Consider the following 24,140-nt stretch of genomic DNA (forward strand, 5'->3'; position numbering starts at 1 on the left):
CCGGCCCGCGAGTCCCTGCCGTGGACCTCAGGGGAAGCGGAAGTTCGGCGGGATGACCGTGAACCCGCCCGGGCTCCCGATAGGGGCAGGGTGCGTGAGGAGACGGTGATCTCTGACGCGGCAGAGGTCGCCGTAGCAGAGGTTCCCGCAGCGGAAGAGGACCGGGACGCTGACCCTGTCTCGGTGGCCCGTACCATCGTGCTCCGGCAGTTGAGTGCGGGGCCGCGGACCCGGCATCAGCTGGCCCGGAAACTCAAGGACCGGGAAGTGTCCGAGGACGCAGCCAAGATCGTTCTGGACCGCTTCGAAGAACTCAAGCTCATCGATGATGCTGAATTCGCCGCGCTGTGGGTACGGAGCCGGGCCGAGAACCGTCACCTCGGCTCAGCCACGCTGCGCCGGGAGCTGCGAGACAAAGGCGTCGCGGAACCGCTGATCGAGCACGCTCTCGAACAACTGAGCGCGGACAGCGAACGTGACTCGGCCCGGTATCTCGTGGCGCGCAAACTCGCCCGTGTGGATTGCGCTGCTCTCGACCGGAAAGAACGCGACAAGCACACCCGCCGGTTGGTGGCCATGCTCGTGCGCAAGGGGCACTCGCCGGGGCAGGCGTTCGGCGTCGTCGCTGAAGCACTCAATGGCGGAAGCGAAAGCTGGGAAGACGAGCGCTGAGGCTGCCCACCCCGCCCTGCGGGCGCCCAGCCGGGCCGGTACCCTTGAAAGGTGAGCATGACCATCCCTTCCCCGTCCTCAGCTGTTCCCGGTGCCCAGGATTCCGACACTTTGGATTCCGACGTCCAGGATCCCGGTGCCGCGCCGTCGTCGAGTCCGCGCACCTATCAGGTGAGGACCTTCGGCTGTCAGATGAACGTTCACGACTCTGAGAGGATGTCGGGCCTTCTGGAGGACGCGGGAATGGTCCCCGTGACGGAGGGGCTGGCCGATGTGATCGTGTTCAACACCTGCGCCGTGCGCGAGAACGCGGACAACAAGCTCTACGGCCACCTCGGCCAGCTTGCGCCCCTCAAGGAGAAGAATCCGGAGCTCCAGATCGCAGTGGGCGGGTGCCTCGCCCAGAAGGACCGCGAGACGATCCTGCAGAAGGCGCCCTGGGTCGACGCGGTGTTCGGAACGCACAACGTCGGTTCTCTGCCGGCGCTGCTCGAAAGGGCCCGGCACAACTCCGCTGCGCAGCTGGAGATCCTCGAATCACTCGACGTCTTTCCATCGACGCTGCCGACGAAACGGGACTCGGTCTACTCCGGGTGGGTGTCCATCAGTGTCGGATGCAACAACACCTGTACTTTCTGCATCGTGCCCTCCCTCAGGGGCAAGGAACGCGACAGGCGACCGGGGGAGATCCTTGCGGAGATCCAGGCTTTGGTGGACGACGGCGCCATCGAGGTCACCTTGCTCGGTCAGAACGTGAACTCCTATGGCGTCGAATTCGGTGACCGGCAGGCGTTCAGCAAGCTGCTGCGGGCCTGTGGCCAGATCGAGGGCCTGGAACGGGTGCGTTTCACCAGTCCGCATCCCGCAGCATTCACCGACGATGTCATCGACGCGATGGCCGAGACACCCAATGTGATGCCCCAGCTGCACATGCCGCTGCAATCCGGCTCCGACAAGGTGCTCAAGGACATGCGCCGTTCCTACCGTTCCACGCGCTTCCTCGGCATTCTGGACAAGGTCCGTGAACGCATCCCGAACGCTGCGATCTCGACAGACATCATCGTCGGCTTCCCCGGGGAGACCGAAGAGGACTTCCAAGCGACCCTCGACGTGGTGGAGCAGTCGCGGTTCGCCACCGCATTCACCTTCCAGTACTCCAAGCGTCCAGGGACCCCGGCGGCGGAGCTCCCGGAACAGCTTCCCAAGGCGGTGGTGCAGGAACGATACGAGCGTCTGGTCGCGTTGCAGGACCGGATCGCTGCCGAGGAGAACGCCAAGCAGGTGGGCCGGGAAGTGGAGGTCCTGGTGACCGCCCAGAGCGGCCGCAAGGCTGAACAGACGCACCGGCTCAGCGGCCGTTCCAAGGACCAGCGCTTGGTCCACTTCAGTGTTCCTGAGGGAGCCGAGACGCCGCGTCCGGGCGATCTCGTGACGGTCACGATCACTGAGGCTGCGGCTTTCCATCTGGTCGCCGACCCGGGGTCGCCGGAGGAGTACACCGTGCGCCGCTCACGGGCAGGAGATGCCTGGGACCGTTCGCAGGCGGAGTCCTGCGGTGTGCCCGGACCGGGCACCGCTGGGACCGTGCCAGGCAAGGGCGTGCTGCTCGGCATGCCCAAGCTGCCGGCCCCCGTTCGATGACCCTGGACACCACGCACGGCAGGGGCAGGGGTGCCTCCGAACCGGATGGCGGTTGCGATGCGTGAGGCTGCGCTGCTCCCGGTGCTCGCCGTCGTCGGAGCTACCGGGACCGGCAAGTCCGAACTGGGCCTGGGGCTCGCAGAGCGCTTGAACGGCGAGATCATCAATGCCGATGCGATGCAGTTCTACCGTGGCATGGACATCGGGACCGCGAAACTGAGTGAGGCCGAAAGGCGGGGCGTCCCGCATCACCTGCTGGATGTCCTGGACGTCACGGAAGAAGCCAGCGTCGCGGACTTCCAGGCCGAGGCGCGCGAGCTCATCAGGCAGATCAGGGACAGAGGACGGGTCCCCATCCTGGTGGGTGGCTCCGGCCTTTACCTCCGTGCCGCGCTGGACGTGCTCGAGTTCCCGGGCACGGACGCCGCGGTCCGCCGACGTCTCGAATCCGAAGCCGCTGAGCGCGGCTTGGCACCGCTACGGGAACGGCTGCACGCTGTCGACCCGATCAGCGCAGAGCGGTTGCAGGATGAACGCCGGGTGATCCGTGCCCTGGAGGTGTGGGAGGTTACGGGTCGTTCTTTCGGTTCTTTCATGCCTCAGCGGCAGTACCTTGAGCCTGCGATCCAGATCGGTCTGGAAGCTGACCGGGAGCTCTTGAAGGAGCGATTGGCGTTGCGTGTGCACCGCATGGTGGATCACGGGCTGGCCGATGAGGTGCGTCGCCTGGACGCTCAGGGACTCAGAGACGGCAAGACCGCGGGACGCGCGATCGGCTATGCGCAGTTCCTTGCGGCCCAGGACGGCCTGATGAGCGAGGCGGAAGCGGTGGCGGACACCGTCGTCGCCACGCGCAAGTTCGCCCGGCGACAGCTCACCTGGTTCCGGGCGGATCCGAGAATCCATTGGCTCGACTGGGCCGACCCGGAATTGCTGGAACACGCGTGCACGATACCCTTGGAGCATGACTGAAACCCTCGCCGCGCAGGCCTCCTCCCTTCTTCCCGGGCTCCGGGGACTGGACTTCGCCAAGGGCCACGGAACGGGCAATGACTTCGTGCTCGTGGCCGACCCCGAAGGTGAGCGGGATTTCAGTGCGGAGCAGGTGGCGGTGCTTTGCGATCGTCACCAGGGGATCGGCTCCGACGGCCTGATCCGGGCCGTACCGTCCCATCTTCTGGCCGAGGGCCGGGTCCTTCAGGAGCTTGAGCCCGAGGCCGAATGGTTCATGGACTACCGCAACAATGACGGCTCGATCGCGGAGATGTGCGGCAACGGGGTGCGGGTCTTCGTCCACTTCCTCCTGGAGTCGTCCCTCGTGGAACTGCCGGAGGGCGGGAGCCTGAAGATCGGCACCAGGGGCGGCGTGAAGGTCGTCACGCGCGTGCCTGGCGGCTACGCCGTCGACATGGGCCCGTGGGGGTTCATCCACCCGGCGGAGGCGGCCGAACGGGCCATGGATTCAATCGTCACCACCCGGGGCCTTGAAGGAGAACGCCCGGCTCTTTCCATCACGATGGGCAATCCGCACACCGTTCTCGCGCTGGCCGGTCTCGATGAACTCGAGGCCCTGCCGCTCACTGAGGTCCCCACGGTCCATCCGCTGCCGCCTAACGGCACCAATGTCGAGTTCGTGGTTCCTTCCGAGCCTCTCGTGCAGGACGGCGTCGGGCACATCACCCTGCGCGTCCATGAGCGCGGCGTGGGGGAGACCCAGTCCTGCGGCACCGGAGCCTGCGCCGCTGCGGCGGCGATCCGCTACTGGGCCGGCACGAGCGCTCCCGCCCAGTGGCAGGTGGCCGTGCCCGGCGGCGTCGTCGGGGTGACCTTCCTTCCGGCCTCCGACGACGGCGAGCACGTCGTCCTCAGCGGCCCCGCCGTCCTGGTCGCGCGGGGCACTCTGGCGTAGCCGGCGCTCAGCGTGCGCGCTGGACGTGCAGGATGCGGAAGGATTTCGCCGTCGAGAAACGGGATACGCCGAAGTCTGCGGGGAGAGCGTCGGCCAGCCACTTCTGCAGCGAATCAGAGCCGAGGTTCTTCTGAACCACCAGGTAGGCCTCGCCGCCCGGAGTGAGCCGGGGAAGCCAGTGCAGCAACAGCTCGTGCAGTTCGTTCTTGCCGATCCGGATCGGTGGGTTGGACCAGATCAGATCGAAACCGAGCGCAGGGTCCACATCCTCGGGACGGACCGCCGTGACGTTGCCCAGGCCGAGCAGGCCGGCGTTCTCCTGGGTCAGGGCCACACAGCGCTGATTGACGTCCACCGCGGTGACGTGTGCGGCCGGTGACTTGAGCGCGAGGGTCAGGGCGATCGGTCCCCATCCGCAGCCGATGTCGAGGAAAGAACCGTCGGCGGCGGGTTCCGGGGCCCCGGCCAGCAGCACGGCCGTGCCCTTGTCGACACCATCAGGGTTGAAGATGCCCGTGGACGTCCGGAGTGAGCGGTCCTGACCGTCGAGATGTACCCGGAGGTCCTTCCGGACGAACTCGCCGGCGGGCTCGCTGCTGAAATAGTGTGCGGACTCCATGGATTCAAGCCTAATGTGTGAGACGCCCGGTGCGAGCCCGGTTGGCCGGGGACCCGGCCTGCCATGGCCGCTCGTCCGAGGGCCTCGTCCCGCCTGCTATCATGGATGGATGCTGTCTTTCCTGTAATCGTGTCCCGGCCCGCGACCGAGAACCTCTGTTGAGGATTCCCGGACCACGCCCCGCGCCGGTAGACCTCCGCAAACCAGACCCTGGCGGTGCGGTATGACAGGAATCCCTCTCTGCGGTGAGATCACCTCGACGCTCCGGAGACGACTTCAGATCCCTGACGCACCCCTTCCCATCCCGTCCCACGATGTCGGAGCAGCCGACTAGCATGGGACTGAACGCTTTGAGGGAGACCATGACTGAAAACACTCATTCCGGTTCCGAGTTGAGCCCGGAGGAGATGCAAGCCGTCATCGAGCGCATCCTGGCCACCGAACAGGCCGACTCCGGGACCGACCGCGGCCGTGTGCTGGGCGGAAAAGCCCAGGCGCTGTCGGTGCTGGAGAAAGAACACAGCGAGTTCGACGGCGAGCAGCAGGAACTGGCGGAACGCCGTGCCCTGCGCCGCACCGCCGGGCTCTCCACGGAGCTCGAAGACGTCACCGAAGTCGAGTACCGGCAGCTGCGCCTGGAGCGCGTGGTGCTTGCAGGGCTCTGGACTGAAGGCACCTTGGCCGATGCGGAGAACTCCCTGCGGGAGCTCGCCGCACTGGCTGAGACGGCCGGTTCCGAAGTTCTGGACGGTCTCGTGCAGAAGCGCGCCAAGCCGGACCCCGGGACCTTCCTGGGTTCGGGCAAGGCTCTGGAGCTTCGGGACATCGTGATGGCCACCGGCGCGGACACCGTGGTGGTGGATTCAGAGCTGGCGCCGTCCCAGCGTCGTGCTCTGGAAGACATCGTCAAGGTGAAGGTCATCGACCGCACCTCGCTGATTCTGGACATCTTCGCCCAGCATGCCAAGAGCCGCGAGGGCAAGGCCCAGGTGGAACTGGCGCAGCTCGAGTACCTGCTGCCGCGCTTGCGCGGCTGGGGCGAATCGATGTCCCGGCAGGCCGGCGGCCAGGTCGGCAGCGGCGGCGCGGGCATGGGGTCTCGTGGTCCCGGCGAGACCAAGATCGAACTGGACCGCCGGAAGATCCGCAACCGCATGGCCAAGCTCCGCAAGGAGATCGAGGGCATGAAACCCGCCCGGGAGGCCAAACGCGCCAATCGCAAGCGGAACGAGGTGCCGTCGGTCGCGATCGCCGGTTACACCAACGCCGGGAAGTCGTCCTTGCTCAACCGTCTGACGGATGCGGGCGTCCTGGTGGAGAACGCGCTGTTCGCCACCCTGGATCCCACGGTCCGCCGGGCTCAGACGCCTGACGGCATCACCTACACGCTCGCGGATACCGTGGGCTTCGTCCGTTCGCTGCCGACGCAGTTGGTGGAAGCATTCCGTTCGACGCTGGAAGAGGTCGCGGACGCTGATCTGATCCTTCACGTCGTCGATGCCTCCCACCCGGATCCGGAAGGCCAGATCGCCGCCGTCCGGACCGTGTTCACCGAGGTGGACGCACGAAAGGTGCCGGAGATCATCGTGCTGAACAAGGCCGATGCCGCGGATCCCTTCGTGCTGGAGAGGATCCGTCAGCGGGAGCCGCGCACCATGGTCGTCTCCGCTCGCACGGGTGCCGGGATCCCGGAACTGCTGGAAGAGGTCAGCCGTTCCATTCCGCGGCCCGATGTCCGGCTGGAGATTCTGGTCCCGTACCAGCGTGGCGATGTGCTGAGCAAGCTGCACGAGGGGGAGTCGGAGATTCTTTCGATCGAACATCTCGGAGAAGGAAGCCGAGTGAGCGTCATCGTCCGTAAGTCCCTGGCAGCAGAACTGGAGCAGTTCGTCATCCATGAGTGAGGCGTCCAAAGAGCAGGAGACCGGGAGGGACACGCCCGCCGTCGAGCGGGCGCTGTCCCTCCTGGACACCGCCGTCGGCGGGATGGGTGGCCAGAGCCGCCCCGGTCAGCACGAGATGGTCCGGCAGGTCGCCACCGCCCTGGAGGAGCAGCGTCATCTGCTGGTCCAGGCCGGGACGGGGACGGGCAAGTCACTGGGGTATCTGGTGCCGGTGCTCGATGATGCGATGCGCAATGGCAACCGTGCCGTGATTTCGACGGCCACGCTCGCCCTCCAGGCGCAGATCATGGGCCGGGATCTGCCACGCCTGCTCAAGGCGCTCGACCCCGAACTCCCGCGTCCGGTCCGTACGGCGCTGGTCAAGGGCCGTTCCAACTATCTCTGCATGCACAAGGTGGCCGGAGGATTCCCGGAGGAGGATCCGGCCGAGGACCAGCTCTTCGGCATGGGCGGTGACGGGGCGCTTTTCAGTTCCAGCACCGGCCCGAGCCTGGGCAGCGGGCCGGGCACTCAGCTGGGCCGTGAAATCCTGCGACTGCGTGAGTGGGCTCAGGAAACCGATTCGGGGGACCGGGACGAATTGACCCCCGGTGTCTCCGAACGGGCCTGGCGTCAGGTCTCGGTGACCGCTCTCGAATGCCTCGGCCCGCAGAAGTGCCCCATGTCGGAGGAGTGTTTCAGCGAGCGTGCGCGCGCGGTCGCGGCGGAGTCCGATGTCATCGTCACCAATCACGCCATGCTGGCGATCAACGCCTTCGAAGGTGTCGCCGTGCTGCCCGAGTACGACGTCGTGGTGGTCGACGAGGCGCATGAGCTTCAGGACCGGGTGACGGGCGCCGTCACCGGACAGCTGTCGGAGGCCATGGTGACCGCGGCGGCACGGGCCGCGCGGCGTCACGCCCATATCGACGTCGATGCCCTGGATGCGTCCGCACGGGGTCTGGAGGCCGAGCTCGGGTTACTGTCCACGGGTCTTCTGCCGCGCGGGCCTGAGGAGCCTTTGGCTCTGGCGATCGACGCCGTGCGCGAGGCGTGCCGAGCCGCCTTGTCGGATTCGAAGCCCGAGCAGGGGCAGTCTCCGGATGGTGCGCTCCAGGCCGCCAGGTCCCGTCTGACACAGCTTCTCGAGGTCAGCGAGCGGCTCCTGGTCGCGGCCGAACGCCAGGAGGTGGTCTGGCTGACCCGCAGCGGCACGTTCGAACCCGGCGCCGGTTACCGGCCGGCCGAGGACGATGCGCCGGCCACTGTAACGGTCGCCCCGTTGAGTGTGGCGATGAAGCTGCGTGATGGACTGTTCGACGGGCATACCGCGATCCTGACCTCGGCGACCCTCGCGATCGGCGCCGCGTTCGAGCAGGCGGCCGGTGAGGTCGGGCTCAGGGGTCCTGGGGCACCCGATTGGACCGGGGTGGATGTGGGTTCCCCGTTCGACTACCCGCGCCAGGGCATGCTGTATGTGGCACGTCACCTGCCCAAACCCGGCCGCGGCATCTCGTCGGAAGCGTTGGATGAGGTCGTGGATCTCATCAAGGCGTCCAATGGGGGAGCGCTGGGGCTTTTCTCCTCGCGGCGTGCGGCGGAGGAAGCGGCGGAATATGTGCGGGAGCGCGTGGACGTGCCGGTGCTCTGCCAAGGGGAGGCGACCATGAGCTCCCTGATCGACGAATTCGCGCAGGACCGGGACAGCTGTCTCTTCGGCACCCTCACACTCTGGCAGGGTGTCGACGTACCGGGCGACTCCTGCCGTCTGGTCATCATGGACAGGATTCCGTTCCCTCGTCCTGACGACCCGCTCAACACCGCACGGTCCCGGGCCGTGGCGCAGAACGGGGGCAATGGCTTCATGGCCGTTTCCGCCAGCAGCGCGGCCATCAAGATGGCCCAGGGGGCCGGCCGCCTGATCCGCTCCACTGCGGACAAGGGGGTCGTGGCTGTTCTGGATTCCCGGCTCGCCACCGAACGTTATGGCGGGTTCATCCGGTCCACGCTCCCGCCGTTCTGGGCGACCGTGGACCGTGCCGTGGTGCTGTCCGCACTCAGCAGGCTGGCGACCGCGTCGACCTCGTGACGCGAAACGACCGGGTGGCGAGAGCCACCCGGTCGTTCTGATTCCCGGTGAAACCGGCTGATGCACCTCTGAGAGGGTGCCTGCTCAGAGGGAGCGCAGCACCGATACCACCTTGCCCATGACGGTCGCGTGATCGCCGAGGATGGGCTCGTACTGGGTGTTCTGCGGCAGAAGCCAGGTGTGGCCGTCGCGTTGCCGGAAGGTCTTCACGGTCGCCTCGTCGTCGAGGAGAGCGGCCACGATGTCGCCGTTCTCCGCCGTGTTCTGCCGCCGGACGACCACCCAGTCGCCGTCACAGATGGCGGCGTCGATCATGGAGTCACCGGCCACCTTGAGCATGAAGAGCTCGCCGTGGCCCACGAGTTGCCGGGGCAGCGGCATGACGTCCTCCACCTGCTGATCGGCGAGGATGGGACCGCCGGCCGCGATCCGGCCGACGAGCGGCACCATCGCCGCATCCGAGGCCGTGCTCAACTCTGCGACGACCGAGAGGGATCTTTCGGGCGACGGCGCTTGCGGCCGCGCCGAGGTCTCCAACGTGAGCGGGATCAGGATCTCCATGGCGCGGGGCCGCTTGGGGTCCCTGCGGATGTACCCGAGGCGTTCCAGCTGACTGAGCTGATGGGTCACGCTGGACAGGCTGGCGAGTCCGACGGTGTCGCCGATCTCCCGCATGGACGGCGGATAGCCATTGGACTCCACCGAGCGCTGGATGGTCTCGAGGATCTTCTTCTGCCGAGGAGTGAGGCCGCGGCTGACTGTCGGCTTGGTCTGTGCGGGCCCGTTCGATGAGGTCCTGGCCATTCTCACTCCCTTGCGTCGCCGGTCCGGACCCCGAGGGCCGGAACCGATTGCGTCCCTTGTCATTCCCGCATCGCGTCACTCCGGCGCGCCTTCGGCGTCGGAATCCCGCGGTGCCGGGTGCTCGTCTGCTGCCTGCCGGGCCGCTGGAAGGCGGTCCGGAACCGAGTTCCCTGGGACTTTCCCCAGGGACTGAAATTTTTGTCAGTCCCGTTTGATGTGCTTGGTCCAGCAGCGAACATCCTGATCCCAACGCTAGGCGAGCGGGGCGTTCGAATCAAACATTTGTTCTAGCGAGTCTTGACAGTGTTCGTAGCTGTGTCCTAATAATAGATTCAACAGGGTTCGAATACATGTTCGAACACGGCTGGATGAACGGCATCGGGTGATCGAACGAAGATCCACTGATGGCGGGATGGAAGCCCGCAGGGCGGGTGGAAGCGAGGAAGAGAAATGTCTGCACAGGTTGTCATGCCGAACGTGGCCCAGCTTGCTCCGCGTATGCGTCTGACCCGACGCGGAAGGTTCGTATTCTTCGGGCTCCCCGCTGCGCTGCTGCTCGCCACGCTGCTCACCCTCGCGCTGGGAGCGCTTCTGTCGCCGGCCAAGGCGAGTGACTCCTCCGATTCCACTCGGCAGATGGCAACCATCGTCGTTCAGCCGGGGGACACGCTGTGGAACATCGCCGAGCGCGTCGCACCGGGCAGGGATCCTCGCGACGTCGTCGGGGAGATCGCCAGCCTCAACGGTCTGGACGCCTCGCAGCTGAAGGCCGGTCAGGATCTGTTCATTCCGTCCAAGTGATCGGTCCGTGGCGCTGAACCGCCCCGGTTCGTTGACGGGCTTCTTCGGCGGCCGGCTTAGAGCTTGACCAGCTTCTTCGGCACTCTTCTTCGGCGATGTGCCGCGAAGCAGTCCGGCGGTCCGCTCCGACGCTGCGGCAGCGGGCTGTGACATTCCGAGCGGGGGCCGAGCGCCGCTGAGTGCTTTGTGATGGCGGGGGAGCAACAATTCCAGGCATCGGAACTGCTCAAACTAGACTGTATGGGTGAGCGAACAACTGGAACGCCTGGCAAAGCTCCCCTTGCGTGAGAATCTCAGGGGGATCAGCCCTTACGGTGCACCGCAGATCGATGTGCCCGTTCTTCTGAACGTCAATGAGAACACCCATGGCGTGCCTGCTCCCGTTGTCGAGGCGATCAGTGCAGCGGTGACCGAGGCGGCCACCACTCTCAATCGGTATCCGGACCGGGAGTTCACCCGTCTGCGTTCCGCTCTCGCCGAGTATCTCGGGCATGGCCTGACTCCGGAGAACATCTGGGCTGCCAATGGCTCCAATGAAGTGCTCCAGCAGATTCTCCAGGCGTTCGGCGGTCCCGGTCGGACCGCGCTCGGATTCCCTCCCACCTACTCGATGTACCCGCTGCTGGCCAGCGGGACCGACACGGGCTACCTCAAGGGGGAACGTGACGGGGATTTCGAGCTGGCCGCGGAGTCGGCCGCCCGACAGGTCCGGGACCTCGCGCCTCAGCTGGTCTTCCTCTGCTCGCCCAACAACCCGACCGGCACCAAGCTCGAGCTGGACGTGGTGGAAGCCGTCTACGAAGCCGGTGAGGCGAGCCAGACGATAGTCATCGTGGATGAGGCCTACCACGAGTTCGCTCACGAGGGCACGCCGAGCGCCCTGAGCCTTCTTCCCGGGCGGGAACGCCTGGTCGTCAGCCGAACCATGAGCAAGGCGTTTGCCCTGGCCGGTGCACGGCTCGGCTATCTTGCGGCCGCCCCGGAGGTGACCGATGCTCTCCGTCTGGTTCGCCTCCCGTATCACCTCTCCGCCATCACCCAGGCGACGGCATTGGCGGCTCTGGAGAACCGGGAGCTTCTGATGGCGGATGTCGAAGACATCAAGGTCCAGAGGGACAGGATCGTGACGGAGCTGCAGGCTCTGGGACTGAAACCGGCGGCCTCGGATTCCAACTATGTATTCTTCGGGGGGCTGGATGACCCGGCCGCGATCTGGCAGGGCCTGCTCGACGCCGGGGTCCTGATCCGCGATGTCGGAATCCCGGGGCATCTGCGGGTCACCGCAGGTACCGAAGCAGAGACGACCGCCTTCCTGAACCGCCTGCGGGAACTGCTGGGCCGGAGCTGATCCGGGTCGGTCCCTCGTGCCCGGCGGCACACTTGAATTTCATCAGCGCGAACACCAAGGAGCATCAGCATGAGCGCAGCGGCCACGCCCCGCACCGCCACCATGGAGCGGACGACGAGTGAGTCGAGCGTCTTCGTCAGTATCGATCTGGACGGCACCGGTGTCGCCGACATCAGCACCACCGTGCCCTTCTACGACCATATGCTGAACGCATTGTGCAAGCACTCGCTCATCGACCTCACGGTCCGGGCCACCGGAGACACCCACATCGATGCCCACCACACGGTGGAGGATGTGGCGATCACTTTCGGTGAGGTGCTCAAGCGCGCGCTCGGGGACAAGGCCGGGATCCGTCGCTTCGGCGACGCCACGGTGCCGCTCGACGAGGCGCTGGCGCGCGCCGTCGTCGACGTTTCCGGCCGCCCGTATCTGGTGCACGACGGTGAGCCGGCCGGTCAGGAGTACCACCTGATCGGTGGACACTTCACCGGCTCCCTGACCCGGCACGTCTTCGAGGCCATCACCCTGCACGCGGGAATCTGCCTGCACATGGACGTCCTGCGTGGCAGGGATCCGCACCACATCGTGGAGGCCCAGTTCAAGGCTTTCGCCAGGGCCTTGCGCGCGGCAGTCGAACCGGACCCCCGGGTTGAAGGCATTCCCTCCACCAAGGGTGCGCTGTGAGCGCCGAGCGCACTCCGGCTCAGTCCGTGGACCAGGGTGCGGTCCGGGACGCCCACACGGGCCTGAGGCCGGACAGCCCCGAGGGCAAACCGACCGTCACGGTGCTGGACTACGGTTCAGGGAATGTCCGTTCGGCCGTCCGCGCCCTCGAGGCCGCCGGCGCAGAGGTGATCCTCAGTTCGAAGACTGAAGATGTTCTGAATGCGGACGGACTCGTGGTGCCCGGGGTCGGTGCCTATGCCACCGTGATGAAGGAGCTCAAGGACGTCGACGCGATCCGTCTGATCGGACGTCGCGTCGCCGGTGGACGCCCTGTGCTGGCCATCTGCGTCGGACTGCAGGTCCTCTTCGAGAAGGGCGTGGAGCACGGCGTCGAGTCCGAAGGCATGGGGGAGTGGCCGGGCACGGTCGAACTCCTTCCCGCGGAGGTGGTGCCCCATATGGGCTGGAACACCGTGAAAGCCCCGGAGGGCAGTGTGCTCTTCGACGGGGTGGAGGAGGAACGTTTCTACTTCGTGCATTCCTACGGCGTGCAGCAGTGGGACTTCGACGTCACGCAGCCTCATATGACGCCGCCGAAGGTCACCTGGTCCGAACACGGTGCCCCCTTCATCGCCGCTGTGGAGAACGGGCCGTTGTGCGCCACGCAGTTCCACCCCGAAAAGTCCGGTGAGGCCGGGGCGCGGCTGCTGCGCAATTGGGTCTCCTCGTTGCGCCCGGTTGCAGGAAGGACGGTCGCCTGATGTGGTCGATTCTCCTGATGGGCCTCGGCGGACTGCTGATCGGTGGAGGCATCTCCTTCATTCAGCAGAAGAAGCCGCGCTGGCTGATCATCGCTTTCTTCGTGCTGGCCGCCATGGCATTGGTGGCCGCGTTCCTGTTCACTTTCGACGCCAAATAGGCGCACCGTCCCTGGAGGGATCATGACTCAGACCGAGGCCCCTATCCTCGAACTCCTGCCCGCCGTCGACGTCGTCAACGGTCAGGCCGTGCGCCTGGTTCAAGGCGAAGCCGGCAGCGAGACGAGCTATGGCACGCCGTTGGAAGCGGCGCTCAACTGGCAGCAGCAGGGTGCCGAATGGGTGCATCTGGTGGATCTCGATGCGGCATTCGGCCGGGGGGACAACGCGGCCATCCTCAAGGAGGTCGTCGACTCCCTCGAACTCAAGGTGGAGCTCTCTGGCGGTCTGCGGGATGACGCGAGCCTGGAGCGAGCCCTGGTGGACCTCGGCGTCGCCCGGGTCAACCTGGGTACGGCCGCCCTGGAGGATCCCGAGTGGACCGCCCGCGCGATCGAGCGCTTCGGCGACCGTATCGCCGTCGGACTCGATGTCCGGGGAACCACCCTGGCCGGCCGCGGCTGGACCAAAGAGGGCGGCGATCTCTGGGAGGTGCTGGCGCGGCTCGAGGATGCCGGATGCGCGCGGTACGTCGTCACCGACGTGACCAAGGACGGGACCCTGCAGGGGCCGAACGTCGAACTGCTGCGCCAAATGGTCGACAAGACCGGGAAGCCGGTCGTGGCGTCCGGAGGAATCTCCAGCCTTGAGGATCTGTCCGCTCTGCGTGCTCTGGTTCCTCTGGGAGTCGAAGGCGCGATCGTGGGGAAGGCGCTCTACTCGGGTGCATTCACTCTTCCCGAGGCCCTCGACGTGGCCGGACGGCGCTGAGGCAAGGATGACGGAAAAGCGCGAGCTTCCCGGTCATATCGCGGCGGCACTGGCCGGAGCGGGCGGTTCCACCGATTCAGCGGGCACGCCCTGGGCGGGGCGGTCGCTGGAAGGCGATGACGCCCACATCCACAACTTCGAGCACGACGACGGCGAGGCGAACCCGGAACTGGCGGGCGCTCTCCGTGCGCTGAGGGACGGTGTCGGGGGAGAGGACGCGGTGCTGGCGGCCTTGTCCAAAGCCCGCGTCTTCATCCCGATCGTTGCTCAGCTGGCGGAGGAAGCCGAAGGCCACGACGGCCTGCACGCGGACAAGCAGGCCGACATGGCCCTGGTCACCATCAAGGCTCCCGACGGCCGGATGGCGCTCCCCGTCTTCAGCTCGGCCGCCGCCCTGGAGGCCTGGCACCCGGAAGCCCGTCCGGTGGCGAGTTATGCGGCCCGGGCGGCCCTGTCTGCCGTATCGGAGCGGGCGCAGCTCATGGTGCTGGATCCGGCCGGGGAGTTCACGTTCGTGGTCCGCAGGGCCCCACTGTGGGCTCTGGCCCAGCAGAAACGCTGGATTCCGTCCTACCAGGATCCGGAGGTTGCGCAGGCATTCCGGGCCAGCGCCGCGGGCCACCCGGAAGTGGGCGACATCAGGGTGCGCCGTGGCTCGGGGGTTCACTCCCAGGACGCGCAGGGTCTCGAGGTGCCGGGCGGCGGTATCGGCCCAGAGCTCTGTGTCGAGCTGGCTCTGCGACCCGGCCTGGAATCGGCCCAGCTCAGTGCATTGGTGTCCACCTTGCAGCAGGACTGGGCCGGAAATGAAAGACTTGCTGAGGGCGTTGACTCGATCGAGGTCAAAGTGACCCTTTTCCATGACTGATTCCCCGTCGGCGTCCGTGTTTCCCTAGCCAGAACCGGGCCCTCGCCGACGTGGGACGGGCGTTCCGCAGGGGACGTCCGGACACGACTCGCACGAAGGACCAGGCCGGTGAATTTCACCCGATACAAGGAACTGTTGGCGGAGCGGGATGTCCGTTGGCTGTTGCTGGTGGGCATGATCGCCCGTATCCCGCACTCGGCGTCCGGCATCCTGCTGACATTGCACATCGTGCTGACTCTCGGCAAGGGCTTCGCCGCAGCCGGGACCGCGGCAGCTCTCTTCACCATCGGCATCGCGGTGGGTGCGCCATGGCGTGGGCGACGTGTGGATATCGCCGGCCTGAGGGTGGCCTTGATCCCCTCGATCATCTCTGAGGCGATCATCTGGTCGGTGCTGCCGCATGTGTCCTATGAATGGATTCTGCCGCTGGCCTTGGTGGGTGGCGCTTTCAGCCTGCCGATCTTCAGTGTCATCCGGCAGTCCCTCGGGGTGCTGGTCCACGACGACCGGATGCGCACCGCCTACGCACTGGATTCCATCGCCACCGAACTGGTCTTCATGATCGGCCCGGCGGTGGCCGCGGTGCTCGCGACCACCTGGTCCACCGTCTGGGGACTCACCCTGGTCGGCTGGCTGACGGCCGGAGCAGGGCTCTTCCTGGTGTGGATGAACCCGCCGACCCGGAGCCCCGCTGAGGAGAGCCGACAAGAGGAGCAGGACCGCCTGACCGCCGAGTGCGAGGCGGCCGAGCATGCCGTCGCGGACACGGCGGCCGGCAATCCGCAGGGTGCTGCGGGTGAGCTCCTGGAGACGGTTTCTCTGCAGTCCAGCGCCACCACAGTGGCATCGCCGTCGCGCCTGCGCGCGACCTTCTCGTGGCTCAATGGGACGTTGCTGGCGGTGTTCCTGACCGCTGCGGGTGCGGGCCTGGTGCTGAGCGGGACGGACGTCTCCGTGGTGGGTCTGCTCCGGGGGCACGGCCATGAAGCGGAGCTCGGCATCGTGTTCTTCTTCTGGTGCGCTTCCTCGATGGTGGGAGGCCTGGTCTACGGCGCCATGAAGCGCAAGGTCTCTCCGATGCTCTTACTGCTGGCGATGGCCCTGCTGACCATTCCGATGGGGTTCGCGCAGGACACCTGGTCTCTGGCGCTGCTGTCCAATCTCCCAGGGTTCCTGTGCGCGCCGGTGTTGTCCTCGGCGTCGGAGTACGTCGCGGAACTGGTCGACGAACGGCGGCGCGGCGAGGCGATGGGCTGGTACGGCTCATTCCTGACGGCCGGAACGGCGCTCGGCTCGCCTCTGACAGGAGTCTTCATCGACGTGATCGGCCCCTGGGCGGGTTTCGTCGCGATCGGCGTCGCCGGGGTGCTCCTGGTACTTGTCGCGATGGGCGCCAGAGCCTTGAAGCGGCGTCTCACCGCGGCCTAGGAACCGTCCCGGAAGCCCCTCCCGGCGGTTGCAGGCCGGCCAACGTCATCTGCACACGTACCGGCCCGCCGAGTCCGCTATTGGGGGTGTGAGTCAGCTACCCGGGATAGCTGACTCACGCCCCCAATAGCGGACTCGGCGTGGGGTGGGCCCGGTGTGGGGGATGGGTGGGGAGTGGGCTGGGAGATCTGGCCGGCCTGGACGGGTGTTGTCAGCTGATTGAATCCTCGTCAGTGGCTCGACGGGCGGCTACCGCGTTGTCGGCCCACCCCGATCTGGAATGGACTTGTGCGGCAGCGACGACGCCGACCAGGGCGCACAGGAGGAACCCGGTCGTGCGAGGCAGCCCGTGGATGCCTTCGACGAGGAGACTGACCATGAGCGGGCCGAAGGCGAGTCCGATGGTCCATTGCCCTTGGACGACCCTCAGGGCGAACGTCTGAGTCGGTCCGGCGAAGCACGACGCCGTTTGGTTCATGACCGTGGAGTAGAGCACCGACCCGAAGAATGAGGGCAGAACGCACAGGGCCATCAGAGAAATCGCGCCGTCGGCGAAGATCAGAGGGATGTTCAGCAACCCCAGGCCCAGCAGTAGCACCGGAAGCGGAATCTGGCGGGTCATGAACCGGTAACTGAGGGACCCGAGCACCGCTGAAGCGGTCCAGCAGATCAGGACGAGGCCAAGGCTCAGGATGTGATCGCCGGACACGAGCACCGCCACTATCGTCAGCTCGGTGCCGTTGAGCAGCAGGCCTCCGATCAGAACAGCCGTGCCCAGGACAGCCGTTCTCGGATACGACGGGTGCGCCCGGAACTGCTCCCTCTCCGATGCGTCATCGAGGCCGGGCTTTTCCTCTGCAGCGGTTCCGAAATCCGGGTGCTTCCGTCCAAGGATGGTCGACCCTGCCACGAGCAGCAATGAGCCCGTGATGAAGGAGAGTCCGGCGACGCACTGGAGCACGGTTGCCGTGCTGCTGGAAGCGATGAGCAGTGGTACTCCGATCGATCCCAGGATCGCACCCAGCCCGCCCACGAGGGTCTGCCGATGGTGCGACTCCAAGAGTCGCTCCTGACCCGCGATGAGATCCAGAGATCGATGAGCGGTGTGAAGCAAGGGGATACCGGTGAATCCGGCTACCGCGACGAGCGGGAGGAACCAGAATCCCGGGAACAGCGGGGAGACGCCCCAGATGGCGGCTTGGCTGATAGTGGAGATGATGACCAAGGCTCGTAGGCTCCGCTTGCTGCTGAAGCGACTGAGCACAATGCCGGACAGTGTGGAGCCGACGGAGTAAAGCAGGAACGCCGAAGCCGCGATGACGAACCCCTGGTGCAGGCTCAGGACCAGGTGCAACGGGATGATGAGGGTGGCCGAGTACTGCTGGCACTGCCCGAGGAATTCGGCACCGAGGAGGAGCCGCGCCCTGGCCCCCGGATAGAGCTTCTGTCCTCGGAGTGCACTCATGTCAGGTCCTCACGGTATGGCGATTTCGGGTGACGACGTGTTCCCCGCACGTCGTGGACCGGACCGTCGCTGTCCGACCGGATCCGGTGCACGTGATGAGTATGTCCCATTTCGCCGGGCGGCAAGGGCTTGGCTGCTCCTGTGCGTGTTCCGTGTTTGCCGAGTCCGCTATTGGGGGTGTGAGTCAGCTACCCCGGGTAGCTGACTCACACCCCCAATAGCGGACTCGGCGTGGGGCGGGCCCGGTGTGAGGGATGGGCGGGGACTGGCTGGGGCGGCTTGCTTCGGGAGTGGTGCGGGTGAGCCGGGTACGACGACGGCGGGGCGTCACCGGTGAAGGTGACGCCCCGCCGTCGTCGTATGGGTCGATGTGGTCAGCTGACCGGGCCGGTGAACTTCTCACCGGGGCCCTTGCCCGGCTCGTCCTTGATGCTCGAGGCTTCGCGGAAGGCGAGCTGCAGGGTGCGCAGGCCGTCGCGCAACGGGCCGGCGTGCTGCGAGCCGATTTCCGGGGCCGCGGCGGTGATGAAACCCGCCAGGGCGGTGATGAGCTTACGCGCCTCATCAAGGTCCTTCAGCTCTTCGGCGTCGGGGCCGTCGGCCAGCCCCAGCTTGACGGCTGCGGCGCTCATGAGGTGCACCGCGGCGGTGGAGATGACCTCCACCGCGGGAACCTCTGCGATGTCACGGGTGTGGTCCGTGCTGATGTTCTCCTGGGCGGTGCTGCCGTCCGTCTGTTCAAAGCTACTCACAATGTTTAAGCTTGGCACAGACTCACTGGCAGTCGTAACACGGCGCCGCGCCGACGCAGGCACGGCGTGTGGCGTTGCTGTGCCGATGTCGTGTAAGATTTATTCCTAGTTTGCAAGTGGAGCTTTCTCCCACCCGCGTCGACCGCCGTCCGTGTCAGGTTTTCAGCCTGATGCACCAGGACACCAAAGGTCGCCGGGTCAGAATCGGACGCTGGTCCTGGAACCGGAGCGCCTCATGGCGTCACGGATACAGGGATGCGTACCCGGCTCAGTCCTTCTGAGGCCTCCACTTGCGCTGGCAAGAGGAGGCCTTTCTCATTGCCAGTGGACCAAGGCAACGAGCAACAGGAGCTACAACATTAGCGATCCACGTATCAATGAGCGTATCCGCGTCCCCGAGGTGCGGTTGGTCGGCCCTGCAGGTGAGCAGGTGGGTATCGTCCGTATCGAGGACGCCCTCCGTCTGGCCGCGGAATCCGACCTTGATCTCGTTGAGGTTGCGCCTCAGGCCAAACCGCCTGTCTGCAAGCTGATGGACTTCGGCAAGTACAAGTACGAAGCCGCCGTCAAGGCTCGCGAGGCCCGGAAGAACCAGACCAACACGGTTCTGAAGGAAATCCGTTTCCGCCTGAAGATCGACAAGCACGACTACGAGACCAAGCGAGGCCATGCGCTGCGCTTCCTCGGAGCGGGTGACAAGGTCAAGGCCATGATCCAGTTCCGCGGTCGTGAGCAGCAGCGTCCCGAGATGGGTATCCGTCTCCTGCAGCGTTTCGCTGAGGACGTCGCCGAGGTCGGTGTCGTGGAGTCCACTCCTCGCATCGACGGCCGAAACATGGTCATGGTGATCGGTCCGCTCAAGAACAAGGCTGAAGCCAAGGCAGAGGCGCGTCGTGCGGCACAGCGTGCCGAAGCGAAGGCCCAGAACGAGGCCAAGGCCCGCGCCGAAGGCGATCGGGTCGATACCGACAGCGCGACCCCGCTGAGCAACAATCTGGGGGAGCAGCTGGCTGAGGCTCTGAAGCAGAGCGAAGCCATGTCGGCCGACGTCGTTTCGGTTGAGGAGGCTCCTGCCGAGGCTCCTCAGGACAACGAGGTGACCGCGCCGGAGGCTCCCGCAGCCCCCGAGGCCGAGGCGCCCGTCGTCGAGCAGGCACCTGAAGCGAAGCAGGAGAGCGCACCCGCTTCGGCTGCGGCGCCCAAGGCCGCACCGAAAGCTGCGCCTGCACCGAAGGCCGCGGCTGCCCCGAAAGCGGCAGCTGCTCCGAAGCCGGCTGCGGCCCCTAAGGCTGCGGCGGCGCCGAAGCCTGCTGGAGCACCGAAGCCTGCCGTGCCGAAGGCGGCCCCCAAGCCGGGTGCCCCCAAGCCGGCGGCACGCAAGGCCAACTAGACCACCACTCGTTCGTCCGGGTGGACCTCCTGCGGGAGGGGCGTCCGGACGGCAAGCCCCATGGCGTCCCGTCAGGGACGTCGGAATGTGATTCGCAGGCCCGTAAGAGCCTGTGGCAACGTAAGGAGATCGGTTCCCATGCCGAAGATGAAGACCCACAGTGGTGCCAAGAAGCGCTTCAAGCTCACCGGTACCGGCAAGCTGAAGCGCCAGCAGGCCAACCGTCGCCACTACCTGGAGCACAAGCCCAGCACCCTGACCCGCCGTCTGGCTGGCGACAAGATCGTCAGCAAGGGCGAAGCCAAGGTCATCAAGAAGATGCTGGGCATCTAAGTTCCACTTCCCGGCCGGACGGCCAACCACTTAGAGCCTGCGCCTCCAGGAGGAGCGCAGCGGGCCATGATTGAAGGAGTACGCACGTGGCACGTGTGAAGCGGGCGGTCAACGCCCAGAAGAAGCGTCGGGTTGTTCTTGAGCGCGCCAAGGGTTACCGCGGGCAGCGTTCGCGCCTGTACCGCAAGGCCAAGGAGCAGCTGCTCCACTCGTTCGTCTACAGCTACGGCGACCGCCGCAAGCGTAAGGGCGACTTCCGCCGCCTGTGGATCCAGCGCATCAACGCTGCGTCCCGCGCTAACGGCCTGACCTACAACCGTCTGATCCAGGGCCTGAAGGCCGCTGAGGTCGAGGTCGACCGCCGCATGCTCGCCGAGCTGGCCGTTTCCGACGCCGCCACCTTCGCCGCTCTGGTGAAGCTCGCCAAGGACGCCCTGCCGGCTGACACCTCCGCCCCGAAGAACTAAGTCCTTCACAGCGTGAGTTTTTCTGAGCGCCCCCAAGCCTTCCTCATGTCCAATCCCCGGGCCGACCGGGTGAGAGACGTGGCCCGGCTTGCGGGGCGCTCGGCGCGTCTGAAGCGGGGAATGTTCCTTGCTGAGGGGCCACAATCCGTCCGCGAAGCCCTGGTGGCTCATCGCGAGCGGCTCTCGCGCGGTGAGGAGGGGCTGGTCACCGAGCTGTACGCCAGTCAGGCCTGTCTGGATCGGTACCCGGAGCTCGCCGAGGGCGCTCCAGGCGTGCAGACCCGGCTCGCCACCGATGAGGTGCTCTCCGCGATGGCGGACACAGTCAACCCGCAGGGCGTTGTGGCCGTGTGCCGTTTTCTGCACCGCCCGCTGAGCGAGGTGCTCGACGCCGGCCCGCGGCTTCTCGCGGTGCTGTGCCAGGTCCGAGACCCCGGCAATGCCGGAACCGTGCTGCGTGCCGCCGATGCGGCCGGCGCGGATGCCGTGATCTACTCGGGTTCCAGCGTGGACATCTACAACCCCAAGGCTGTGCGGTCCACGGCGGGCTCACTGTTCCATCTTCCGGTGGTGACCGGCGTGGACGTCGCCGAACTCGCTGCTGAATGCGCCGGGCGGGGCATCGGCATTCTGGCTGCAGACGGATACGGCACTCTGGACCTGGATGCTCTGCAGGACGCCAGCGCGGGCCGGAGGCTCGGCGCAGCTGAGAAATCGACGACCGACGACGCCGCCGGCTCGGCGACGGGGAGCGGCGATTCATATGATCTTGCGGCAGCAACCGCCTGGTTCTTCGGGAACGAAGCTCAAGGGCTCTCCGAGGAGGAGATCTCCTTGGCCGATCACCGTGTGGCCGTCCCCGTCTACGGCTCCGCTGAGAGCCTGAATCTCGGCACCGCGGCAACTGTCTGCCTCTACGCCAGCGCCCGGGCCCAGCGACGCTGAACAGCGCGGTGAACACCTGATTCCGAGGTACGTCCGCCGCTGCGACATCAACGCCCCGCGGACGGCTCCGGTGGGCATTACCCTTGGACGTGACAACGTCTCACTTCTGTGTTTTCAAGGGGAATCATGTCCGCAAGTGGCGGAACCAAAGCCGTAGTGGCCGCATTGACGGCCAATCTGTCCATCGCTGCGATGAAGTTCGTGGCCTACGCCTTCACCTTCAGCAGCTCGATGCTCGCCGAGGCCATCCACTCCGTGGCGGATTCCGGCAATCAGATCCTTCTGCTGCTCGGAGGGAAACGTTCACGGCGGGCGGCGGACTCCGAACATCCCTTCGGCTACGGGAGGGAACGATACATCTACGCCTTCATCGTTTCGATCGTGCTGTTCAGCGTGGGTGGGCTGTTCGCCCTCTATGAGGCGTACGAGAAGTTCCATGATCCGCACGGCATCGAAGGTCCCTTCTGGTGGGTTCCCCTGGCCGTGTTGCTCGGGGCGATCGTCGCTGAAGGGTTCTCCTTCCGTACGGCCATCCGCGAGGCCAATCACACGCGAGGCAAGCAGGGATGGATCCCGTTCGTCCGCAATGCCAAGCAGCCAGAGCTCCCGGTGATCCTTCTGGAGGACTTCGGTGCGCTGATCGGTCTGGTCTTCGCCCTCTTCGGTGTCTCCATGACCCTTGTGACGGGGAACGGCATCTGGGACGCGTTCGGCACCGCGATGATCGGGCTCCTCCTGGTGGCGATCGCCATCATCCTGGCGCTGGAGACCAAGTCTCTCTTGATCGGCGAGTCGGCCACCAAAGCCGATATCGCTGCGATCGAGACGGCGATTCAGGAGGACGGCACCAGGATCATCCACCTCAAGACGCTGCACCTGGGACCCGAAGAGCTTCTTGTGGCGGCGAAGTTCAGTGTCCCGGAGGGGGCCACGGGCCGGGCCATCGCAGAAGCCATCGACAGCGCCGAGGTGCGGATCCGCGACGCCGTCCCGTCGGCCAGGGTCATCTACCTGGAGCCGGACATCTATCGCGGCTGAGCAGCGAGAAACTGCGGCGGCGCAGTGAGACGAAGGAGGGGACGACCATCAGGTCTTCCCCTCCTTCCGTTCATCCGATGCCGGACATCAGTGCTGAACGACGTCGTGGTGCGGCGCAGGGTTCACCGGGAACCGGCGCTCGAGACGGCCACTCAGCAAGGCGATGGCGAGGCCGAGGAGCGCCAGTACGGCGCCGACCAGAGCGGGCGCCGCATAGCCGAAGCCGAGGGCGATGACGACGCCGCCGAGGAACGCGCCGATGGCATTGCCCACGTTGAGTGCGGCGTGGTTCAGGGACGAGGCCAGGCTGGGAGCATCCGGTGACGCGTCCAGGAGGCGGGTCTGCAGGGGCGTGGTCAGCAGGGATCCGATGCCCCCGACGACGAAGACCATGAGCAGTGCGGTCGGCGCCCACTGCACGGCGAAGAAGTAGACCGCGAGAGCGATCGCGATCAGAACCAAGGCGCGATAGATGGCGCCCATGACTGACTTGTCTGCGAGACGTCCGCCGATCAGGGTACCGACCACCATGCCCAGGCCGTAGATCGCCACCACCAAGGGGATGAACACCTCGGGAAGGTGGGTCACCTCGGTCATGGTGTGAGAGATGTACGTGTACGTCGCGAAGAAGCCGCCGAAGCCGATCATGCCCGTCAGGAGGGCCATCCAGACCTGGATGCGCTTGAGGGCGCCGAGCTCACGTCGGATGCTGGCACCCGGGGTGGCCGGCTCGAAGGGGACGAAGAGGATGATGGCCACGGCACTCAGGAGGGCGATCCCGGAGACGAGGGCGAAGAGGAGCTGCCAGCCGAAGTTCTGCCCGAGCCAGGTGGCGAAGGGCACGCCGATGACGTTGGCGACGGTCAGTCCCGTCATCACCATGGAGATGGCCCAGCCGCGCTTGGTGGCCGGAACCAGGGATGCCGCGATCACCGCCGCGATGCCGAAGTAGGCGCCGTGCGGCAGGCCGGAGATGAAGCGGGAAAGCGCCATGGCCCCGTAGCTGGAGGCCAGCATGCTTGAGGCGTTGGCCAGTGCGTAGAAGACCATGAGCCCGATGGCCAGTCGCTTCCGGGGAAGACGTGCGCCGAAGGCCGCGAGCAGTGGAGCACCCACGCAGACGCCGAGGGCGTACGCCGAAATCAAGGTGCCCGCTTGCGGCGTCGTGAGGTGGAGGCCGTGCTCGACCTCTTTCAGCAGACCCATCATGGCGAACTCGACCGTGCCGATCGCGAATCCGCCCAGGGCCAGCGAGACGACGGCCAGGGTGAGTGCGCGGGTGGAGATCGGGGTGCGGGCAGCCGCGGTACCGGTCGATTCGGTGGTGGTCACAG

At 66.2% G+C, this 24,140-nt stretch carries 24 protein-coding genes; 19 read left to right on the forward strand and 5 right to left on the reverse strand.

Annotation, left to right across the window (positions count from 1 at the left end; genetic code table 11):
- Nucleotides 1-105 precede the first annotated feature (105 nt).
- From ACIPXZ_RS13890 to dapF, 4 genes are read left to right on the forward strand one after another with little or no spacing between them, the layout of a single operon-like run.
- Nucleotides 106-672, forward strand: a complete 567-nt coding sequence (locus tag ACIPXZ_RS13890) for a regulatory protein RecX (RefSeq protein WP_400595281.1) — start codon at nt 106-108, stop codon at nt 670-672.
- A gap of 51 nt (nt 673-723) precedes the next feature.
- Nucleotides 724-2,313 carry a tRNA (N6-isopentenyl adenosine(37)-C2)-methylthiotransferase MiaB gene (gene miaB / locus ACIPXZ_RS13895; protein WP_400595283.1) on the forward strand — a complete coding sequence of 530 codons (1,590 nt, stop codon included), beginning with the start codon at nt 724-726 and terminating at the stop codon, nt 2,311-2,313.
- Between the two features lie 57 nt (nt 2,314-2,370).
- A complete protein-coding gene (gene miaA / locus ACIPXZ_RS13900; RefSeq protein ID WP_400595387.1) occupies nt 2,371-3,285 on the forward strand; it encodes a tRNA (adenosine(37)-N6)-dimethylallyltransferase MiaA in 915 nt (304 codons plus the stop codon).
- Nucleotides 3,278-4,222 (forward strand): diaminopimelate epimerase, encoded by a 945-nt coding sequence (dapF, locus tag ACIPXZ_RS13905; protein ID WP_400595285.1) that lies wholly within the window; start codon nt 3,278-3,280, stop codon nt 4,220-4,222. The genes miaA and dapF overlap by 8 nt, the downstream gene beginning before the upstream one ends.
- Nucleotides 4,223-4,229: 7 nt before the next feature.
- On the opposite strand, the gene ACIPXZ_RS13910 is transcribed toward dapF, so the two are convergent.
- Nucleotides 4,230-4,841, reverse strand: coding sequence for a class I SAM-dependent methyltransferase (locus tag ACIPXZ_RS13910; protein ID WP_400595287.1), 612 nt, complete (start codon nt 4,839-4,841; stop codon nt 4,230-4,232).
- 362 nt (nt 4,842-5,203) lie between these two features.
- On the opposite strand from ACIPXZ_RS13910, the gene hflX reads away from it, so the two are divergent.
- A complete protein-coding gene (gene hflX, locus ACIPXZ_RS13915) occupies nt 5,204-6,745 on the forward strand; it encodes a GTPase HflX (RefSeq protein WP_400595289.1) in 1,542 nt (513 codons plus the stop codon).
- On the forward strand, nt 6,738-8,813 hold the full coding sequence (locus tag ACIPXZ_RS13920; RefSeq protein WP_400595291.1) for an ATP-dependent DNA helicase: 2,076 nt from the start codon (nt 6,738-6,740) through the stop codon (nt 8,811-8,813). Before hflX ends, ACIPXZ_RS13920 begins: the two co-directional genes overlap by 8 nt.
- 84 nt (nt 8,814-8,897) lie before the next feature.
- Here the strand turns inward: ACIPXZ_RS13920 and lexA are convergent, their stop codons facing one another.
- The gene (gene lexA, locus ACIPXZ_RS13925; protein ID WP_400595293.1) at nt 8,898-9,617 is read right to left on the reverse strand and encodes a transcriptional repressor LexA; all 720 of its coding nucleotides are present in this window, start codon (nt 9,615-9,617) and stop codon (nt 8,898-8,900) included.
- 450 nt (nt 9,618-10,067) lie between these two features.
- Here lexA and ACIPXZ_RS13930 point away from each other — a divergent pair, with 450 nt between their 5' ends.
- The 8 genes from ACIPXZ_RS13930 to ACIPXZ_RS13965 all read left to right on the forward strand — a co-directional run bounded on the left by ACIPXZ_RS13930 (nt 10,068) and on the right by ACIPXZ_RS13965 (nt 16,416).
- Entirely contained in the window at nt 10,068-10,418 is a 351-nt protein-coding gene (locus ACIPXZ_RS13930; protein WP_400595295.1) for a LysM peptidoglycan-binding domain-containing protein, read from the forward strand.
- A gap of 244 nt (nt 10,419-10,662) precedes the next feature.
- Nucleotides 10,663-11,766 carry a histidinol-phosphate transaminase gene (locus ACIPXZ_RS13935; RefSeq protein ID WP_400595297.1) on the forward strand — a complete coding sequence of 368 codons (1,104 nt, stop codon included), beginning with the start codon at nt 10,663-10,665 and terminating at the stop codon, nt 11,764-11,766.
- A gap of 69 nt (nt 11,767-11,835) precedes the next feature.
- The gene (gene hisB, locus ACIPXZ_RS13940) at nt 11,836-12,450 is read left to right on the forward strand and encodes an imidazoleglycerol-phosphate dehydratase HisB (protein WP_400595299.1); all 615 of its coding nucleotides are present in this window, start codon (nt 11,836-11,838) and stop codon (nt 12,448-12,450) included.
- A gap of 26 nt (nt 12,451-12,476) precedes the next feature.
- Nucleotides 12,477-13,193 carry an imidazole glycerol phosphate synthase subunit HisH gene (hisH, locus tag ACIPXZ_RS13945; protein WP_400595389.1) on the forward strand — a complete coding sequence of 239 codons (717 nt, stop codon included), beginning with the start codon at nt 12,477-12,479 and terminating at the stop codon, nt 13,191-13,193.
- On the forward strand, nt 13,193-13,351 hold the full coding sequence (locus ACIPXZ_RS13950) for a hypothetical protein (RefSeq protein ID WP_400595301.1): 159 nt from the start codon (nt 13,193-13,195) through the stop codon (nt 13,349-13,351). The genes hisH and ACIPXZ_RS13950 overlap by 1 nt, the downstream gene beginning before the upstream one ends.
- Before the next feature lie 22 nt (nt 13,352-13,373).
- Nucleotides 13,374-14,120 carry a bifunctional 1-(5-phosphoribosyl)-5-((5-phosphoribosylamino)methylideneamino)imidazole-4-carboxamide isomerase/phosphoribosylanthranilate isomerase PriA gene (gene priA / locus ACIPXZ_RS13955; protein WP_400595303.1) on the forward strand — a complete coding sequence of 249 codons (747 nt, stop codon included), beginning with the start codon at nt 13,374-13,376 and terminating at the stop codon, nt 14,118-14,120.
- Nucleotides 14,121-14,127: 7 nt separating this feature from the next.
- Complete coding sequence (locus ACIPXZ_RS13960; RefSeq protein WP_400595305.1) at nt 14,128-14,988, forward strand: SseB family protein; 861 nt, start codon at nt 14,128-14,130, stop codon at nt 14,986-14,988.
- Between the two features lie 108 nt (nt 14,989-15,096).
- On the forward strand, nt 15,097-16,416 hold the full coding sequence (locus tag ACIPXZ_RS13965; RefSeq protein WP_400595307.1) for an MFS transporter: 1,320 nt from the start codon (nt 15,097-15,099) through the stop codon (nt 16,414-16,416).
- 211 nt (nt 16,417-16,627) lie between these two features.
- On the opposite strand, the gene ACIPXZ_RS13970 is transcribed toward ACIPXZ_RS13965, so the two are convergent.
- Together ACIPXZ_RS13970 and ACIPXZ_RS13975 are read right to left on the reverse strand one after the other, a co-directional pair.
- On the reverse strand, nt 16,628-17,881 hold the full coding sequence (locus tag ACIPXZ_RS13970; protein WP_400595309.1) for a hypothetical protein: 1,254 nt from the start codon (nt 17,879-17,881) through the stop codon (nt 16,628-16,630).
- A 374-nt stretch (nt 17,882-18,255) separates the two neighbouring features.
- Nucleotides 18,256-18,633, reverse strand: coding sequence for a DUF1844 domain-containing protein (locus tag ACIPXZ_RS13975; RefSeq protein WP_400595311.1), 378 nt, complete (start codon nt 18,631-18,633; stop codon nt 18,256-18,258).
- 235 nt (nt 18,634-18,868) lie between these two features.
- Between ACIPXZ_RS13975 and infC the strand changes: the two genes are divergently transcribed.
- The 5 genes from infC (at nt 18,869) to ACIPXZ_RS14000 (ending at nt 22,806) form a co-directional block, all read left to right on the forward strand.
- Nucleotides 18,869-20,023, forward strand: a complete 1,155-nt coding sequence (gene infC, locus ACIPXZ_RS13980; protein ID WP_400595313.1) for a translation initiation factor IF-3 — start codon at nt 18,869-18,871, stop codon at nt 20,021-20,023.
- Between the two features lie 138 nt (nt 20,024-20,161).
- Complete coding sequence (gene rpmI, locus ACIPXZ_RS13985; protein WP_400595315.1) at nt 20,162-20,356, forward strand: 50S ribosomal protein L35; 195 nt, start codon at nt 20,162-20,164, stop codon at nt 20,354-20,356.
- 86 nt (nt 20,357-20,442) lie between these two features.
- On the forward strand, nt 20,443-20,823 hold the full coding sequence (gene rplT / locus ACIPXZ_RS13990; protein ID WP_305996923.1) for a 50S ribosomal protein L20: 381 nt from the start codon (nt 20,443-20,445) through the stop codon (nt 20,821-20,823).
- A 45-nt stretch (nt 20,824-20,868) separates the two neighbouring features.
- Entirely contained in the window at nt 20,869-21,768 is a 900-nt protein-coding gene (locus ACIPXZ_RS13995) for a TrmH family RNA methyltransferase (protein ID WP_400595317.1), read from the forward strand.
- A 126-nt stretch (nt 21,769-21,894) separates the two neighbouring features.
- A complete protein-coding gene (locus tag ACIPXZ_RS14000) occupies nt 21,895-22,806 on the forward strand; it encodes a cation diffusion facilitator family transporter (RefSeq protein WP_400595319.1) in 912 nt (303 codons plus the stop codon).
- Between the two features lie 87 nt (nt 22,807-22,893).
- Here ACIPXZ_RS14000 and ACIPXZ_RS14005 read toward each other — a convergent pair whose 3' ends face one another.
- Nucleotides 22,894-24,138, reverse strand: coding sequence for an MFS transporter (locus ACIPXZ_RS14005; protein WP_400595321.1), 1,245 nt, complete (start codon nt 24,136-24,138; stop codon nt 22,894-22,896).
- Between the last annotated feature and the right edge of the window lie 2 nt (nt 24,139-24,140).

It is taken from the genome of Arthrobacter sp. NPDC090010, from assembly GCF_044748305.1.
GTDB lineage: Bacteria > Actinomycetota > Actinomycetes > Actinomycetales > Micrococcaceae > Arthrobacter_E.